Source organism: Thermus thermophilus HB8 (assembly GCF_000091545.1).
Taxonomy (GTDB): domain Bacteria; phylum Deinococcota; class Deinococci; order Deinococcales; family Thermaceae; genus Thermus; species Thermus thermophilus.
Window position 1 is genome coordinate 1529965 of record NC_006461.1, and the last position, 14939, is coordinate 1544903.

19 protein-coding genes are annotated in these 14939 nt (G+C 70.7%); 12 read left to right on the top strand and 7 right to left on the bottom strand.

Features of this window, described 5'->3' with window-relative positions; all coding sequences use genetic code 11:
- The first annotated feature begins 3 nt into the window (after positions 1 to 3).
- Positions 4 to 615: an HAD-IA family hydrolase gene (locus TTH_RS08160; RefSeq protein WP_011228805.1), complete on the top strand. Its 612-nt coding sequence runs from the start codon at positions 4 to 6 to the stop codon at positions 613 to 615.
- Here the strand turns inward: TTH_RS08160 and TTH_RS08165 are convergent.
- Positions 612 to 1139 carry a type I phosphoribosyltransferase gene (locus TTH_RS08165; protein WP_011173652.1) on the bottom strand — a complete coding sequence of 176 codons (528 nt, stop codon included), beginning with the start codon at positions 1137 to 1139 and terminating at the stop codon, positions 612 to 614. The two genes, TTH_RS08160 and TTH_RS08165, sit on opposite strands and share 4 nt — an antisense overlap.
- Before the next feature lie 9 nt (positions 1140 to 1148).
- Complete coding sequence (locus tag TTH_RS08170; RefSeq protein ID WP_008633254.1) at positions 1149 to 1685, bottom strand: phosphoribosyltransferase family protein; 537 nt, start codon at positions 1683 to 1685, stop codon at positions 1149 to 1151.
- Positions 1686 to 1707: 22 nt separating this feature from the next.
- On the opposite strand from TTH_RS08170, the gene TTH_RS08175 reads away from it, so the two are divergent.
- Together TTH_RS08175 and TTH_RS08180 are read left to right on the top strand one after the other, a co-directional pair.
- Positions 1708 to 2136, top strand: a complete 429-nt coding sequence (locus TTH_RS08175; protein ID WP_008633255.1) for a bifunctional nuclease family protein — start codon at positions 1708 to 1710, stop codon at positions 2134 to 2136.
- Between the two features lie 31 nt (positions 2137 to 2167).
- Positions 2168 to 2965 carry a metallophosphoesterase gene (locus TTH_RS08180; protein ID WP_011228806.1) on the top strand — a complete coding sequence of 266 codons (798 nt, stop codon included), beginning with the start codon at positions 2168 to 2170 and terminating at the stop codon, positions 2963 to 2965.
- Here the strand turns inward: TTH_RS08180 and TTH_RS08185 are convergent.
- Together TTH_RS08185 and TTH_RS08190 are read right to left on the bottom strand one after the other, a co-directional pair.
- A complete protein-coding gene (locus tag TTH_RS08185; protein WP_024118710.1) occupies positions 2946 to 3269 on the bottom strand; it encodes a histidine triad nucleotide-binding protein in 324 nt (107 codons plus the stop codon). The two genes, TTH_RS08180 and TTH_RS08185, sit on opposite strands and share 20 nt — an antisense overlap.
- Positions 3270 to 3279: 10 nt before the next feature.
- On the bottom strand, positions 3280 to 4590 hold the full coding sequence (locus TTH_RS08190) for a MiaB/RimO family radical SAM methylthiotransferase (protein WP_011173655.1): 1311 nt from the start codon (positions 4588 to 4590) through the stop codon (positions 3280 to 3282).
- A 62-nt stretch (positions 4591 to 4652) separates the two neighbouring features.
- On the opposite strand from TTH_RS08190, the gene trmB reads away from it, so the two are divergent.
- On the top strand, positions 4653 to 5588 hold the full coding sequence (gene trmB, locus TTH_RS08195; protein WP_011228808.1) for a tRNA (guanosine(46)-N7)-methyltransferase TrmB: 936 nt from the start codon (positions 4653 to 4655) through the stop codon (positions 5586 to 5588).
- A gap of 19 nt (positions 5589 to 5607) precedes the next feature.
- Positions 5608 to 6672, top strand: a complete 1065-nt coding sequence (locus tag TTH_RS08200; RefSeq protein ID WP_011228809.1) for a cystathionine beta-lyase — start codon at positions 5608 to 5610, stop codon at positions 6670 to 6672.
- A gap of 44 nt (positions 6673 to 6716) precedes the next feature.
- On the opposite strand, the gene TTH_RS08205 is transcribed toward TTH_RS08200, so the two are convergent.
- A complete protein-coding gene (locus TTH_RS08205) occupies positions 6717 to 7181 on the bottom strand; it encodes an Hsp20/alpha crystallin family protein (RefSeq protein ID WP_011173658.1) in 465 nt (154 codons plus the stop codon).
- Positions 7182 to 7279: 98 nt separating this feature from the next.
- Between TTH_RS08205 and TTH_RS08210 the strand changes: the two genes are divergently transcribed.
- Genes TTH_RS08210 through TTH_RS08220 form a run of 3 tightly spaced genes read left to right on the top strand, consistent with a single transcriptional unit; the run spans position 7280 to position 9308 of the window.
- Positions 7280 to 7972, top strand: a complete 693-nt coding sequence (locus tag TTH_RS08210) for a sulfurtransferase (protein ID WP_011228811.1) — start codon at positions 7280 to 7282, stop codon at positions 7970 to 7972.
- Positions 7969 to 8592: an MBL fold metallo-hydrolase gene (locus TTH_RS08215; RefSeq protein WP_011228812.1), complete on the top strand. Its 624-nt coding sequence runs from the start codon at positions 7969 to 7971 to the stop codon at positions 8590 to 8592. Before TTH_RS08210 ends, TTH_RS08215 begins: the two co-directional genes overlap by 4 nt.
- Positions 8580 to 9308: a zinc ribbon domain-containing protein gene (locus TTH_RS08220; RefSeq protein WP_011228813.1), complete on the top strand. Its 729-nt coding sequence runs from the start codon at positions 8580 to 8582 to the stop codon at positions 9306 to 9308. The genes TTH_RS08215 and TTH_RS08220 overlap by 13 nt, the downstream gene beginning before the upstream one ends.
- A 3-nt stretch (positions 9309 to 9311) precedes the next feature.
- Here TTH_RS08220 and TTH_RS08225 read toward each other — a convergent pair whose 3' ends face one another.
- Entirely contained in the window at positions 9312 to 9740 is a 429-nt protein-coding gene (locus TTH_RS08225) for an OsmC family protein (RefSeq protein WP_011228814.1), read from the bottom strand.
- 75 nt (positions 9741 to 9815) lie between these two features.
- Entirely contained in the window at positions 9816 to 10406 is a 591-nt protein-coding gene (locus TTH_RS08230) for a DUF981 domain-containing protein (RefSeq protein ID WP_011228815.1), read from the bottom strand.
- 70 nt (positions 10407 to 10476) lie between these two features.
- Here TTH_RS08230 and TTH_RS08235 point away from each other — a divergent pair, with 70 nt between their 5' ends.
- The 4 genes from TTH_RS08235 to TTH_RS08250 all read left to right on the top strand — a co-directional run bounded on the left by TTH_RS08235 (position 10477) and on the right by TTH_RS08250 (position 14939).
- On the top strand, positions 10477 to 11253 hold the full coding sequence (locus tag TTH_RS08235; protein ID WP_011228816.1) for a metalloenzyme: 777 nt from the start codon (positions 10477 to 10479) through the stop codon (positions 11251 to 11253).
- A gap of 67 nt (positions 11254 to 11320) precedes the next feature.
- Positions 11321 to 12313, top strand: a complete 993-nt coding sequence (locus tag TTH_RS08240; RefSeq protein ID WP_011228817.1) for an iron ABC transporter substrate-binding protein — start codon at positions 11321 to 11323, stop codon at positions 12311 to 12313.
- 44 nt (positions 12314 to 12357) lie between these two features.
- A complete protein-coding gene (locus tag TTH_RS08245; RefSeq protein ID WP_011228818.1) occupies positions 12358 to 13908 on the top strand; it encodes an ABC transporter permease in 1551 nt (516 codons plus the stop codon).
- Positions 13887 to 14939, top strand: coding sequence for an ABC transporter ATP-binding protein (locus TTH_RS08250; RefSeq protein WP_011228819.1), 1053 nt, complete (start codon positions 13887 to 13889; stop codon positions 14937 to 14939). Before TTH_RS08245 ends, TTH_RS08250 begins: the two co-directional genes overlap by 22 nt.

Here is a 14939-nt window from a genome sequence, read left to right on the forward strand (position 1 = left end):
CCCATGCGCGGGGCCCTTTTGGACCGCGATGGGGTCCTCCTCCTTTTGGACGAGAAGGCCCTTTACCGGAAGGCCGTGGAGCTTGCGGCGCGGGGCGCCGGGCTGGAGCGGAGCCTGGCCGCCTTGGCCCGCGCGGTGCGGGCCTTGAACGAGGCGGTGCGGGGGCTTGCGGTGCGGACCCTGGAGGAGGAGGAGGCCCTCTGGCGGACCCTGGTCCTCGAGGTGGCCCGGGAGCTACGGGTGCCGCCCGAGGAGCTTCTCCCCTGGAGGTACTACCGCTTCATGCGGCCCGCCCCCGGGGCCGAGCGCCTACTGCACAGGCTCAAGGCCCGGAACCTCAAGGTAGGCGTCCTCTCCAACACCCTGCCGAGCCTCCGGGAAAGCCTGGCCCACCACGGCCTCGCCCGGTACGTGGACGGCTTCTTCGCCTCCTGCGCCCTGGGGGTGGCCAAGCCCGACCCCCGGGCCTTCCTCCTCGCCCTGGAGGGCCTGGGCCTCGCCCCTGAGGAGACCCTCTACCTGGACGACGACCCCGAGAACGTGGAGGCCGCCCGGAGGCTCGGCCTCCGGGCGGAGGTCTACGCGCCCATAGGGGCGCCAGGGCGCCGGGCTTAGAGCACGGGAAGCTCCGCCACCGTGTCCACGGCGAGGCCGGGCGTGCCCTGGCGGAAGACCGCCAGGCGGGCCACCACGTGCCCTCCCGCCCGGAGGACCATCTTCTCCATGGCCCTCATGGTCTCCCCGCTCGCCACCACGTCGGAAACCAGGACCACCCTCTGGTTGAGGAGCTTTTCCGCGAAGCGCCGGTCCAGCCAAAGCACCTCCCCCACCCCGAGGGTCAGGGTCTGGACCTCCTGGATGATGGGGTCCTCCATGTAGGGGCGGCGGCGCCTGCGGGCCACCACGTAGGGCAGGCCCAGCGCCTCCGCCAGGACGTGGGTGAGGGGGATGGGGCTCGTCTCCGTGGTGAAGAGGATCTCCGCCTCCTTGGGCACCAAAGGCCTTAGGGCCTCGGCCGCGGCCCGGGTGAACTCCGGGTCCCCCAGGAACTCCACCAGTGGGATGCGCCTCCCCGGAAGGGGCTCAATGAGGGGCACGTGCCGCGTCACGCCGCCTACGGTGATGGGGTAGGTCTCCATAGGGTCCTCCTACTCCGGCTTGAAGAGGGGAAGGTGGCCGAGGGCCACGACGTCCTGGCGGGGCGTGCCCTCGGTGAAGACGGCGAGGACGGCGACCACCTCACCCCCCACGCTCTCAATGAGCTCCCTCAGCCCCGCCAGGGTGGAGCCGGTGGACACCACGTCGTCCACGATGGCCACCTTCTTGCCCCGAACCCGGGGGATGTCGGCCCCGTCCAGCACCAGAAGCTGGGGCTTCCCCGTGGTGATGGAGAGCACCTGGCGGCTCACGGGGTTGATCATGTAGGGCTTTTCCGTCTTGCGGGCCACCACGTAGGGCTTGCCCGTGATGCGGGAGAGGGCGTGGGCCAGGGGCACGGCCTTGACCTCGGGGGTGACCAGGACCTCCACCTCCGGGGGAAGCCGCTTGGCCAGCGCTTCGGCGGCCGCCTCGGTGAGCTCGGTGTCCCCCAAAAGGTTGAGCAGGGCCACGGCCACGCCCGGCCCCACCTGGACGATGGGGAGCTCCCTGCGCACGCCGGCGATCTCAACGGGGTAGGTCCTCACGGGCCCAGTCTATACTGAGGGCATGCTGCACGCCAAGATTGAAACCCTGGGCGTGGACCCCCAGAACGGCAGCGTGGTGGTCCTGCTCAGGACGGAAAACGACAAGCTCCTCCCCATCGTCATCGGCCCCCTCGAGGCCCACCACATCGTGGTGGCCCTCCAAGGGGAAAAGCCCCCAAGGCCCCTCACCCCCGACCTCCTCCTCTCGGTGATGGAGATGCTCCAGGCCAAGCTCAAGCGGGTGGAGATCGTTGACCTTAGGGACGGCACCTTTTACGCCCGCCTCATCCTGGAGCACCGGGGGATTGAGCTGGAGGTGGACGCCCGTCCCTCCGACGCCATGGCCCTGGCCCTCAGGGCGGGGGCGCCCATCCTGGTGGCGGAGGAGGTGGTGGAGAAGGCGGGCGTGGAGGAGGCCAACATCCGCCCCCACGGGGCGGCGGAAGCCTAAGCGGCGTTCCTCAGAGCGGGGGGCCGGGGCCATGCTTGGCCACCGAGGGACGGGCGCTCGCCTCCTGCGCCTCTTCGTCCCCTTTCTTTTCGCCCTCACCCTGGCCCAGGCCCAGCGCCTGGGGGTGATCGGGGACTGGGGGGCGGACACCAGGGGGCGGGCCCAGGTGGCGGCCCTCCTCCGCAAGGAGCACGCCCAAAGCCCCCTCACCGCCCTCCTCACCGCCGGGGACAACTTCTACCCTAGAGGGCGGGTGGTGGAGGCCTACCTTCAAGACCTCCCCCCCGTCCCCCTCTACCCCGCCTTCGGCAACCACGACGCCCCGAACCTCGAGGCCCAGCTCCGCCGCTTCGGCCTGGAGAGGCCCCACTACCGGGTCCGCTTCGGCGGCCTCGAGGTCTTCGTCCTCTACACGGAAGGCGACCTCAGGGCCCAGAGGGCCTGGCTGGAGAAGGCCCTGCAAAGCTCCACCGCCCCCCTCAAGGCCCTCCTCCTCCACCGCCCCCTCTACTCCTCGGGGCTCCACGGGGGAAGCCCCGCCTTAAGGAGCCTCCTAGAGCCCCTCCTCCGCCGCCACGGGGTGGCCCTGGTCCTCGCGGGCCACGACCACCACTACGAGCGCCTGGAGGTCCAGGGCCTCCTCCACGTGGTGACGGGAGGCGGGGGCGCGGGCCTTTACCGCACCCGCCCTCCCCTCCCCTGGAGCCGGGCCCTGGCCGTGGCCCACCACGCCCTCTTCCTGGAGGTGGGGCGGGAGGGCCTTTTGGGCTACGCCCTGGACCCCCAGGGGAAGCTCCTGGACCGCTTCCTCATCCCCATCCGCCCATGACGTGCACGTGGACGTGGAAGACCTCCTGCCCCCCCTTCTCCCCCACGTTCACCTGGACCCGGTAGCCCTGAAGGCCCAAAAGCCGCGCCACCCGGTTCGCGGTGCGGAAGAGGGCCCCGAGCTTCCTCTCCCCTTCCTCGGTGTCGGGGTAGTCGGAGAGCTTCTCCACGTGCTCCTTGGGCACCACCAGGACGTGCACCGGGGCCTTGGGCCTGATGTCGTGGAAGGCCACGAAGCCCTCGTCCTCGTAGACCTTTCTGGAGGGGAGTTCCCCGGCGATGATGCGGCAAAAGACGCACTCCATGGAAAGCATCCTACCGCACGGGAAGCTCCAGGGGCCCCCTGGCCCCTTCCTTCACCCCCTCCACCCGGCCCAAAAGGACGTACCCCTCCACCCCGTGGACCCGGGCCCAGACCGTCTCCCCGGGGCGGGCCTCGCCCTCAAGGCGGGCCTCGTAGTAGTCGGGGGTGTGGCCCAGGGCCTCGCCCCCCTGCACCCTTTCCACCAGGACCTCCACCCGCTCCCCGAGCCTGGGGCGGATCCGCTCCTCCGCCAGGCGCTGGGCCAGGGCGATGAGCTCCTTGGTGCGCCGCTTCCGCACCTCCGGGGGGACCTGGGGCATAGAGGCCGCCCGGGTCTTGGGCCTCGGCGTGTAGGTGAAGGCGTGGACCCGGGTGGGCCTGAGCTCCTCCAGGAAGGCCAGGGTCTCCCGGTGCTCCTCCTCCGTCTCCGTGGGCAGGCCGGCGATGACGTCGGTGGTGAGGGCGAAGCCGGGGATGAGGTCGTAGGCCCGCTGCACCAACTCCCGGTAGTAGGCCTTGTCGTAGCGGCGGCCCATGAGCTTGAGGAGCCGGTCCGAGCCCGTCTGCAAGGAAAGGTGGAGGTGGGGCCTGACCTCGGGGGCGTAGCGGCCGATCACCTTAAGGAGGTCCTCCCCCGTGTCCTCGGGCTCTATGGAGGAAAGCCGCACCTTGGCCCCCAGGTGGTAGAGGTCCTCCACGAGCCCGGCAAGGCCCCGGGGGTGCCCCTTGTAGCTCCCGAGGCGCACCCCGGTGAGGACGATCTCCTTGATGCCCATCCGGAGGAGGGCCTCGGCCTCGGCCAGGGCCTCCCGGTGGTCCCGGTGGCGCTCCTTGCCCCTAAGCCTCGGGATGATGCAGTAGGCGCAACCCGCCTGGCACCCGTCCTGGACCTTGAGGAAGGCCCGCACCCGGCTGTTTAAAAGCCCCCTTTCCCCCGCGCCCCAGAACTCGTTGGGCGGGGTGGTGATGGGGTCAGAGGGAAGGCCGAAGCGCTCCAGGATCACCCGGGGAAGCTCGGCCTTCCGGGCGTTGGGGACCACCGCGTCCGCCCCGAGCTCCTTTAGGACCTCGGGGGCGAGCTCGGCGTAGCACCCCGTGACCACGATGAAGGCGTGGGGGTTGTACCGCCTCGCCCGGCGCACCTCCTTGCGGGTGTCCGCCTCCGCCGTGGTGGTGACGGCGCAGGAGTTGATGACCACGAGGTCCGCCCCCCCGGCCTCCAGGGGCACCACCTCCGGCTCCAGGGCCTTGAGGAAGCCCAAGAGGGCCTCGGTCTCCACCTGGTTGACCTTGCACCCCAGGGTACGGAAGGCGGCGCGCATCCTTCTGATTTTGCGCCGGGGGGAAGGCCCCGTCAAGGACGGAGGCCGTATAATCGGCAACCGTGCTGGTCGTGCCCGCCCGCCTCCACCGCTGGCCTCCCGAAGTGCAGGACCTCTTCGGCCGGGAAGGCCCCCTGGTCCTGGAGATCGGCTTCGGCGACGGCCGCTTCACGGCGGAGCTCGCCCGGTCGCGCCCCGACTGGCTCGTCCTCGGGGCCGAGGTCTCGGCGGCCAGCGTCCTCCGGGCCCTTCGCCGCATGCGCCGCGAGGGCCTCGCCAACGTCCGCCTCTACCACGGCCAGGGCCCCTTCGCCCTTCGGAACCTGGTCTTGCCGGGGACCCTGGACCAGGTCATTGTCAACTTCCCCGACCCCTGGCCCAAGAAGCGGCACCAGGAGCGGCGCCTCCTGCGGGAGGCCTTCTTCCGCAGGCTCTCCACCCGCCTGAAGCCCGGGGGGAGCCTCCTCCTCACCACGGACCACGAGGAGTACTTCCGCTTCGCCCTGGAGGAGGCGGAGCGGACCGGGCTCTACCGGGTGGAGGTCCGGCCGCCCCCCGAGGCCCACCTCCGCACCAAGTACGCCCTAAAGTGGAAGGAGGCGGGGCGGGCCTTCTTCCACGCCGCCTTCATTAAGCTTCGCGAAGACCCCGCCCCCTGGCCCCCCTTAAGGAGGTACGACGTGGCCCACGCCCTGCTTTCCGGCGAGCTGCCCCAAGACCTGGCCCTGGAGAAGACCCCCGTGCGCCTGAAGGAAGGGGTCGCCGTCTTCCTGGAGGTGGCCCGGGGCAAGGAGGGGTTTTACGTCCTCACCCACGTGGAGGAGGAGGACCTGACCCAGGACCTGCTCCTCGAGGTCCGCAAAAGCGCCCGGGGGGTCTACGCCGGGGTGAGCCGCTTCGGCAGCCCCCTCATCACCGAGGCCGTCAAGGGGGCGGTGCGGGCCCTGGTGGACCGGCTCGAGGCCCACGGGCTGGAGGTGGTCCAGGACCACACCTGAGGCCGGGTAAGATAAGCCCATGGACCTGCCTCCCCGCACCGGCTCCCTCAAGTGGGGCACCTACCCCGAGGACGTCCTCCCCCTCTGGGTGGCGGACATGGACTTCCCCCCGGCCGAGGCGATCCAGCAAGCCCTCGCCGAGCGGGCCCGGGGCTTTCTCGGCTACCCGCCCCGGGAGGGGGACCGGGAGCTCAGGGAGCTGATCCTGGAGGCCCTGGGCCTCGAGGCGGAGCTCGCCTTCATGCCCGGGGTGGTGGTGGGGCTCTACGCCGCCGTGGCCGCCTTCACCGCCCCGGGCCAGGGGGTCCTCACCCAGGTCCCCATCTACCCGCCCTTCCTCGCCGCCATCCGGGACCAGCGCCGCACCGTCCTCGCCAACCCCTTGCGGGAGACCCCGGAAGGCTACCGGCTGGACCTCGCGGGGCTGGAGCGCCTGGCCTTCGCCACCCGCCTCCTCCTCTTCTGCCACCCCCACAACCCCACGGGCCGGGTCTTCGGCGAGGAGGAGCTCGCCGCCCTGGCCCAGATCGCCCGCAGGCACGACCTCATCGTGGTCTCCGACGAGCTCCACGCCCCCCTCACCTACGAGAAGCCCCACGTCCCCCTGGCCCGCTTCCTCCCGGAAAGGACCCTCACCCTGGTGGGCCCGGGGAAGACCTACAACCTGGCGGGCCTGCCCATCGGGGCGGTCCTCGGCCCCAAGCCCCTGGTGGAGGCCGTGAAGCGCCACCTGCCCCACGTCTTCCCCAACGTCCTGGCCATGGCCGCCTGGAAGGCGGCCCTGAAGGAAGGGGGGCCCTGGCTTAAGGCCACCCTGGAGCAGCTTCGGGCCAACCGGGACCGGGTGGCGGCCTGGGCCAAGGCGCGGGGGCTCGGCCACCACCCGCCGGAGGGAACCTACCTGGCCTGGATCCAGACCCCCTTCCCCAAGGCCGCCGCGTACTTCCTGGAGCGGGCCCGGGTGGCCCTGAACCCGGGGGAGAGCTTCGGCCGGGGGTACGACACCTACGTCCGGCTCAACTTCGCCACCTACCCCGAGGTGCTGGAAGAGGCCCTGCGGCGGCTGGACGGGGCCCTAAAGTAAGCCCCCCCCCTGGGGGAACCCAGGGGGGTTAAGGCCTCACGCCCTTACTGGACCACCTCAATGGGGATCCGCCTGGCGCGCGCCTCGGCCACCTTGGGCAGGGTGAGCCGGAGGATCCCGTTCCGGAACTCCGCCTTCACCCCGGAGGCGTCCACCTCCACCGGCAGGGTGAAGGTGCGGACGAAGGAGCCGTGGGCCATCTCCTGGAGGTAGTACCGCCGCACCCGCTCGTCGGCCACGGGCTTCACCTGGCCCCGGATGGTGAGCTTGTTGCCCTCGAGGCTCACCTCCAGGTCCTCAGGGGTCATCCCGGGCACGGCCATCTCCAGGATCAGGGCCTCGTCCGTCTCGTAGAGGTCGGCCGGGGCCACGTAGGCCGCGGCGGGCCGGACGAGGTCGGAGAAGGCCTCCTCAAAGAGGCGGTTGACCTCGTCCACCAGGGTGAAGGGGCTCCAGGTCCGGAAGGGCGTGAGCTCCATGGGGCGAGCGTCCCTCCGCACCAGGGTCATCGCCATCACCTCCCATCCTCGCTTATATCACATGCGCTTGTTTTTGTCAAGAGATGTGAGGCCATTAACTTACCCGTGAGCCCTCTATAATCAGGGGCATGAACCTTCCCGAGGACGCGGTCCTGGTGGACACCCGCCCCCGCCCCGCCTACGAGGCGGGCCACCTCCCCGGGGCCCGGCACCTGGACCTCTCCGCCCCCAAGCTCCGCCTGCGGGAGGAGGCGGAGCTTAAGGCCCTGGAAGGCGGGCTCACGGAGCTCTTCCAGACCCTGGGCCTAAGAAGCCCCGTGGTCCTCTACGACGAAGGGCTCACGAGCCGCCTCTGCCGCACCGCCTTCTTTCTGGGCCTGGGCGGCCTCGAGGTCCAGCTTTGGACCGAGGGCTGGGAGCCCTACGCCACGGAGAAGGAGGAGCCCAAGCCCGAGCGTACCGAAGTGGTGGCCAAGCTGCGGCGGGACTGGCTCCTCACCGCCGACGAGGCCGCCCGCCACCCCCTCCTCCTGGACGTGCGGAGCCCCGAGGAGTTCCAGGGCAAGGTCCACCCCCCCTGCTGCCCCCGGGGCGGGCGCATCCCCGGGAGCAAAAACGCCCCCCTGGAGCTCTTCCTGAGCCCGGAGGGGCTTCTTGAAAGGCTCGGGCTTCAGCCGGGCCAGGAGGTGGGGGTCTACTGCCACTCCGGGGCCCGGAGCGCCGTGGCCTTCTTCGTCTTAAGGAGCCTCGGGGTCCGGGCCCGGAACTACCTCGGCTCCATGCACGAGTGGCTCCAGGAGGGCCTGCCCACCGAGCCATGAGGGTCTTTCCCGTCACCCTAGGCCCCCTGCAGGAAAACGCCTACCTGGTGGAAACGGGGGAGGGCCCGGTCCTCATTGACCCCGGGGACGAGCCGGAAAAGCTCCTGGCCCTCTTCCAAACCACGGGCCTCATCCCCTTGGCCATCCTCCTCACCCACGCCCACTTTGACCACGTGGGGGCCGTGGCCCCCCTGGTGGAGGCCCTGGACCTTCCCGTCTACCTCCACCCCCTGGACCTCCCCCTGTACGAAGGGGCGGACCTCGCCGCCCGGGCCTGGGGCCTCGCCATCCCCAAGCCCCCCCTCCCCGTGCGGCCCCTGGAGGAGGGCATGAGGCTTTTCGGCTTCCAGGTCCTCCACCTTCCCGGCCACAGCCCCGGCCACGTGGCCTTCTACGACCCCGAAGGCGCCCAGGTCTTCTCCGGGGACCTCCTCTTCCGGGGAAGCGTCGGCCGCTACGACCTCCCCGGGGCCGACCCCAAGGCGCTTTTCGCCTCCCTAAAGAGGCTCCTTTCCCTTCCCCCGGAAACCCGGGTCCACCCGGGGCACGGGCCCGGGACCACCCTGGGCCTCGAGGCCCGGACGAACCCCTTTCTCACGGGGTTAGAATGGGAAGCGTGAACGGGGCGGAGGCACTGAAGGCACTCTACGCGCTCCAGGAAAAGGACCTGGAAATAGACCGGCTCCGGGCTGAGGCGGAGAGCCCGCCCGAGGAGCTCGTGGCCCTCCAGGGCCAGGTGGAGGCCCTGGAGGAAAGGCTCACGAACCTCCTGGAGCGGCGGGCGGAGCTGGAGCGGGAGTACAACCGCCACAGCCTAGACATTGAGGACCTGAGCGCCAAGGAGAAGCAGGCGGAGGAGGAGCAAAAGCGGGCCCAAAGCGCCAGGGAGCAGACCCAGTACGAGAACCGCATCCAGCAGATCAAGGACCGGATCCGGGAACTCCTGGAGCTCTCCACCCCCATCATGGAGGCCATGGAGAACCTGGAGGCGGAGATCGCCCAGGTGGAGGAGGAGCTCGCCGCGCTCAGGCCCAGGCTCCAGGAGCTCCTCGAGGCCAACCGGGCCCGGGTGGCGGAGCTGGAGGCCGCCATCGCCGCCAAGGTGGAGGAGCGGACCACCATGGCGGCGGCGATCCCCGCCCAGATCCTCAAGGAGTACGAGGCCATCCGCAGGGCCCGCCGGGGCACCGGGGTGGCCCGGATGGCGGCCCAGGGCCAGGTCTACCGCTGCGAGGGGTGCAACGTGGTCCTGCCCACCCACGTGGCGCAAAAGGTGGTGCGGGGGCAGGTGGTGCGCTGCCCCTCCTGCGGCCGCCTCCTCTGGAAGGGGGAGTAGCCCCTAAACCAGGCGGGCCGTAAGGACGACCTCCTTCACCCCCGCAAGGGCCCGGGACACGGGGCAGCCTTCCTTGGCGGCCTCGGCGATCTCCAGGAACTTCTCCGAGGAGATCCCCGGCACCTCCGCCTCGGTCAGAAGCTCAATCCGGGTGAGGGTGGGCTTGCCGTCCACCACCTCCAGGTGGACCCTGGCCTCGGTGGAGACCCGCTTCGGGGGAAAGCCCTCCCGCTCCAGGCTGGCCGCCAGGGCCATGGAGAAGCACCCCGCGTGGGCCGCGGCGATGAGCTCCTCGGGGTTCGTCCCCTCCCCTTCCTCAAACCGGGAGGGGTAGGAGTAAGGCCCCTGGAAGGCCTGGCTTTGCAACTCCATAACCCCCTTCCCCTGCCTAAGGCCGCCCTCCCATACCGCCTTCGCCTTCCGGACCGGCATAGAACCTCCCTTCCTCAAAAGGCTACCCCATGCCCGGAAGCGCTTTGGGCATGGGGACACAAACCCTTGGGCCCTTTAGCCCCCGCCTCCCACGGCGCTGGCGATGTGGCCGTAGTAGGCCATAAAGCCGGTGAGGAAGGCCCCCAAGGCCATCAGGGCCAGGACCAGGGCCCCGAGGTAGGCCCAGGTGCGCCGGGCCTCGGGGCGGCTATAGGCGTAGAAGAGGATCCCGAGGCTGGCGAGGCCCGCCGCCCCCCACATGAGGGCGGTGAGGGGAGGGTTGCGGGTGAGGCCGAAGTCCAAAACCGCCCGCGCCCCCTGGAGGAGGTAAAGCCCTAGGAAGGCGGAGGGCCAGGCCAGGGCCTTAAGCTCCAGGCCCTGGTAGAGGTAAAAGCCGGCGAGGACCATCATGAAGGCGAAAAGCCCCGTGGCCACCCCGAAGAGCTCGGTGTACTGGGGCACCGGACGGCCCGCCCAGTTGGTCCAGTAGAGCTGGGCCACCGCCCCCAGGGAGAAGACCCCCAGGGTGAAGAAGAGGGGGCCATAAAGCCGCCCCAGGGCCTTCTCGTCCCCACCCCGGGCCACGGCGAGCAAGTAGGCCACCCCCGAGACCCCGGCCGCCGTGACCAGGCCTAGAACGAAGACCAGCGGGTTGTAGCTTCCCATACCCCATCACCTCCTAAGCTCAGGGTACCTCTATCCCCCTGTGGCAAATGTCCCCCCTTAGGATGGAAAGGTGCTCTTCCTCTTCGTGGACGGCCTGGGCCTGGGAGGAGCCTTGGAGGACCTCTTCCCCTTCCTCCTCGCCCTCGCCCCCACCCCCTTGGACGCCACCTTGGGGGTGGAGGGCCTGCCCCAGTCGGGCACGGGGCAGACCGCCCTCCTCACCGGGGAGAACGCCGCCAGGCTCCTCGGCCACCACCAGGGCCCCTTTCCGAGCCCCAGGCTCAGGCCCCTCCTGGCGCAAGGCCTCTACGCCTGGGCCAAGGGGAAGGGCCTAAGGGTCCTCCACGCCAACGGCTACCGCCCGGACTACCTCAGGCGGGCCACGGAAGGGAAAAGGCTCCTCCTCTCCGCCTTCGCCCAGGCGGCCCGCCTCGCGGGCCTTCCCCTCCTCCCCCTGGGCCACCCCCTGGCCCTTCTCCCCGGCTTCTGGGAGGACCCCTACGGGGCGGGGGCCAAGGCGGCGGCCTTGGCCCGGGCCTTTGACCTCGTGGTCCTGGAGTACTGGGCCCTGGACCTCGCCGCCCACCGCCACCCCGAAAGCCTCCCCGACCGCTTCCGGGAGCTCACCCTTTTCCTCCAGGGCTTCCTCGCCGAAGGCGGCGTCCTCCTCCTGGCCTCGGACCACGGCAACGCCGAGGAGCCCTGGCACCCCCGCCACACCCTAAACCCCGTCCCCCTGGTCTACACCGAGGAGGCCCCGCCCCCACCGGAAGACCTCACGGGCGTCTTCCCCTGGTTGCGAACGATTATCACTTCTAAAACCAATAAATCCGACCGGAATACTTGACATTCCCCCCGCCCCGGGGTACCCTCCTTCCCGGGAGGCGCGCCTCCCGAGGAGAACGGAGGTACCCATGATGAAGCGCTACCTTTTGACCCTTGCGGCTTTCGCGGCCCTAGGCGCCCTTGCCCAAAGCCCCACGCTCACCATCTACTCGGGGCGGGGACAGAGCCTGGTGGAACCCTTGGTCAAGCAGTTTGAGGCGGAGACCGGTATCCGGGTCCAGGTCCGCTACAGCACCGACGCCCAGATCCTCGCCGCCCTCCAGGAGGAGGGGAGCCGTTCCCCCGCCGACCTCTTCTGGGCCAACACCGCCGGGGCCCTGGGCCAGGCCTCGGCCAAGGGGCTTCTCCGCCCCTTGGGGGAGACGCTCCTAGAGAAGCCCATCGCCTTCGTGCCCGCCTCCAGGACCTGGGTCCCCGTGACCGTGCGCCTCAGGGTCCTGGCCTACAACCCGGACCGGATCAAGGCGGAGGAGCTCCCGGAAAGCCTCCTGGACCTCCCCCGCTTCGCCCGGGAGAAGGGGCTCGTGGGCCGGGTGGGCTGGACCCCCACCTACTCCAGCTTCCAGGACATGGTGGCGGGGATGATCGCCCTCTACGGGGAGGAGAAGACCCGGGAGTGGCTCCTCGCCATGAAGGCCCTCGCCCCCAAGGCCTACCCCTCCAACCCCGCCATGCTGGACGCCATCCGGGCGGGGGAGGTGGACCTGGGCTCCACCAACCACTACTACGTGGTCCGCTTCCGCCGGGCGGGGTACCGCCTGGGGATGCACCACTTCCGTGACGGGGACGCGGGCAACCTGGCCCTGGTCACGGGGGCGGGCCTCCTCAAGACCAGCAAGAACCTCGCCGCCGCCACCCGCTTCCTCACCTACCTCCTCTCCCCTCAGGCCCAGCAGTACTTCGTGGGCAACATCGGGGAGTACCCCCTGGTGAAGGGGGTGGCGCTGGACCCCAACCTCCTCCCCCTGGAGGAGGCCCTGGCGAAAAGCCCCAAGCTGGACCTTGAGAAGCTTCCCCTGGACCGGGCCCTGAGGCTTCTGAGGGAGACCGGGGTCCTCTAGCGGGCCCAAGGGGCGGGGTTTCCCCGCCCCTTCCCCAAACGGCCATGACCCTCTTCCGGCGCGCCACCCTTCCCGGCCTACTTCCCTTTCTCCTTCCCGCCCTCCTCACCGGGGGCGGGGTCCTCCTCCCCGTGGCCTACCTGGGGGTGCGGGCCCTCGAGGCCGACCCTTTGGTCCTGCGGGAGATCCTCCTCAGGCCCAAGAACCTGGAGCTCCTCCGCAACACCCTGGGCCTCGCGGCCGGGGTTTTGGGCCTCGCCACCCTCGTGGCCCTTCCCGCCGCCTACCTCACCACCCGCACGGACCTCAGGGGCAAGCGCCTCTGGGCCACCCTCCTCACCCTCCCCCTCGCCGTCCCGGGGTATGTGGGGGCCTACGTCCTCCTCTCGGCCACGGGGCCGGGGGGGCTCCTCCCCCTGCCCCGGCCCGAGGGGTACTGGGGAGCCCTCCTCGTCCTGGGCCTCATCACCTACCCCTACCTCTTCCTCGCCCTCCGCGCCGCCTTCCTGGGGGTGGACCCCTCGGTGGAGGAGGCGGCCCGCACCCTAGGCCACCCCCCGTGGCGGGTCTTCCTCCGGGTGACCCTGCCCCAGCTCCTCCCCGCCTTCCTCTCGGGCTACCTGGTGATCGCCCTCCACGTCCTCGGCGACTTCGGCACCGTGAGCCTCCTCCGCTACGAGACCTTCTCCTACGCCATCTACCTCCAGTACAGCGCCGCCTTTGACCGGGTCTACGCCGCCTGGCTCGCCCTCTTCCTCCTCCTGCTCACGGGAAGCCTCCTCCTCCTGGAGGCCGCCCTCCTCCGCCGCCTGAGCCTGGGCCGGACCGGCCGGGGCGCGGCCCGGACCTCGCCCCCCGCCCGCCTGGGCCCCCTCGCCCCCTTGGCCCACCTCTTCCTCCTCCTCCCCTTCCTCCTCGCGGTGGCCTTCCCCCTCTACGCCCTCCTCCACCTGGCCCGCCGCTTCCCCGCCTCCGCCACGAGCGGCCTCGCGGAGGCCTTGGGCCACGCCCTCCTCGTGGCGCTCCCCGTGGCCTTCTTGAGCGTGGGCATGGCCCTGCCCATCGCCTACCTGGCCTCCCGCTACCCCTCCGCCGCCTCCCGCACCCTGGAAAGGCTCGCCTACCTGGCCTACGCCATCCCGCCCCTGGCCTACGCCCTCGCCTGGATCTTCTTCAGCTTGAGGACCCTCCCCTTCCTCTACGGCACCCTGGCCCTCCTGGTCCTCGCCCTCGCCCTCCACTTCCTCACGGAAAGCCTAGGCCCCGTGCGGAGCGCCCTGGCCCAGGTCCCCCCTAGGCTGGAGGAGGCGGCCCGCACCCTGGGGGACACCCCCACCCGGGCCTTCTTCCGGGTCACCTTTCCCCTGCTTTGGCGGGGCGCCGCCGCCGGAGGCAGCCTGGCCTTCATCGGGGCCATGAAGGAGCTTCCCATCACCCTCCTCCTGGCCCCCACGGGGTTCAGCACCCTGGCCACCCGGGTTTTCGGCTACACTCAGGAAGCCATGTTCGCGGAGGCCGCCCCCTTCGCCCTCCTCATCGTGGGGCTTTCCGCGGCCTTCGTGGGGGTGTTGCTGTGGAACGAGCGCCGCTTCTAGAGCTCAAGGGCATCCGCAAGCGCTTCGGAGAACTGGAGGTCCTCCGGGGCGTGGACCTCGCCCTCTACCCCGGGGAGATCCTGGCCCTCCTCGGGCCCTCGGGCTGCGGCAAGACCACCCTCTTGCGGGTGGTGGCGGGCCTCGAGGTCCCCGACGCAGGCCGGGTCTTCCTGGAGGGGCGGGACATCACCGCCCTCCCCCCGGAGAAGCGGGGCATCGGCTTCGTCTTCCAGGACTACGCCCTCTTCCCCCACCTCACCGCCTTGGGCAACGTGGCCTTCGGCCTTAAGGGCAAGGACCGCCTGGCGCGGGCCCGCAAGGCCCTGGAGCGGGTGGGCATGACCCTCTTCCAGGACCGGAGGCCGGGGGAGCTTTCGGGAGGGCAGCAGCAGCGGGTCGCCCTGGCCCGGGCCCTGGCCCCCGGGCCCAAGCTCGTCCTCCTGGACGAGCCCTTCTCCAGCCTGGACGCGGGGCTTAGGGCCGCCACCCGGGAGGAGGTGCGCAAGGTGCTCAAGGAGACGGGCACCGCCGCCCTCCTCGTCACCCACGACCAGGAGGAGGCCCTCTCCTTCGCCGACCGCCTCGGGGTGATGCGGGGCGGGGAGATCCTCCAGGTCGGGACGCCGGAGGAGGTCTACCTCCGCCCCAAGACCCCCTTCGTGGCCCAGTTCCTGGGCCGGACCAACCTCCTCCCCGGGGAGGGCCGGGGGAGGTACGCCGAGACCTGCCTGGGCCGCGTGCCCCTGGCGGAAGCCAGGGAGGGCCCCCTCCTCCTCTCCCTCCGCCCCGAGGCCCTGCGCCTCACCCCCCCGGGGCAGGGCCCCCAGGGGGAGGTGGTGGCCCGGGAGTTCAAGGGGCACGACCTCACCTACCGGGTGCGCCTCCACGGGGTCCAGCCCGAGCGGGAGGTCCTGGTGCAGGAAGGCCCCACCTGCCCCTTCAAGGTGGGGGACCGGGTAGGGCTAGAGGTGGTGGGGGAAGGGGTGGCCCTGGAGGGTACCCCCCCTGCCCCGGTCCGGCAGGAGGCCTGA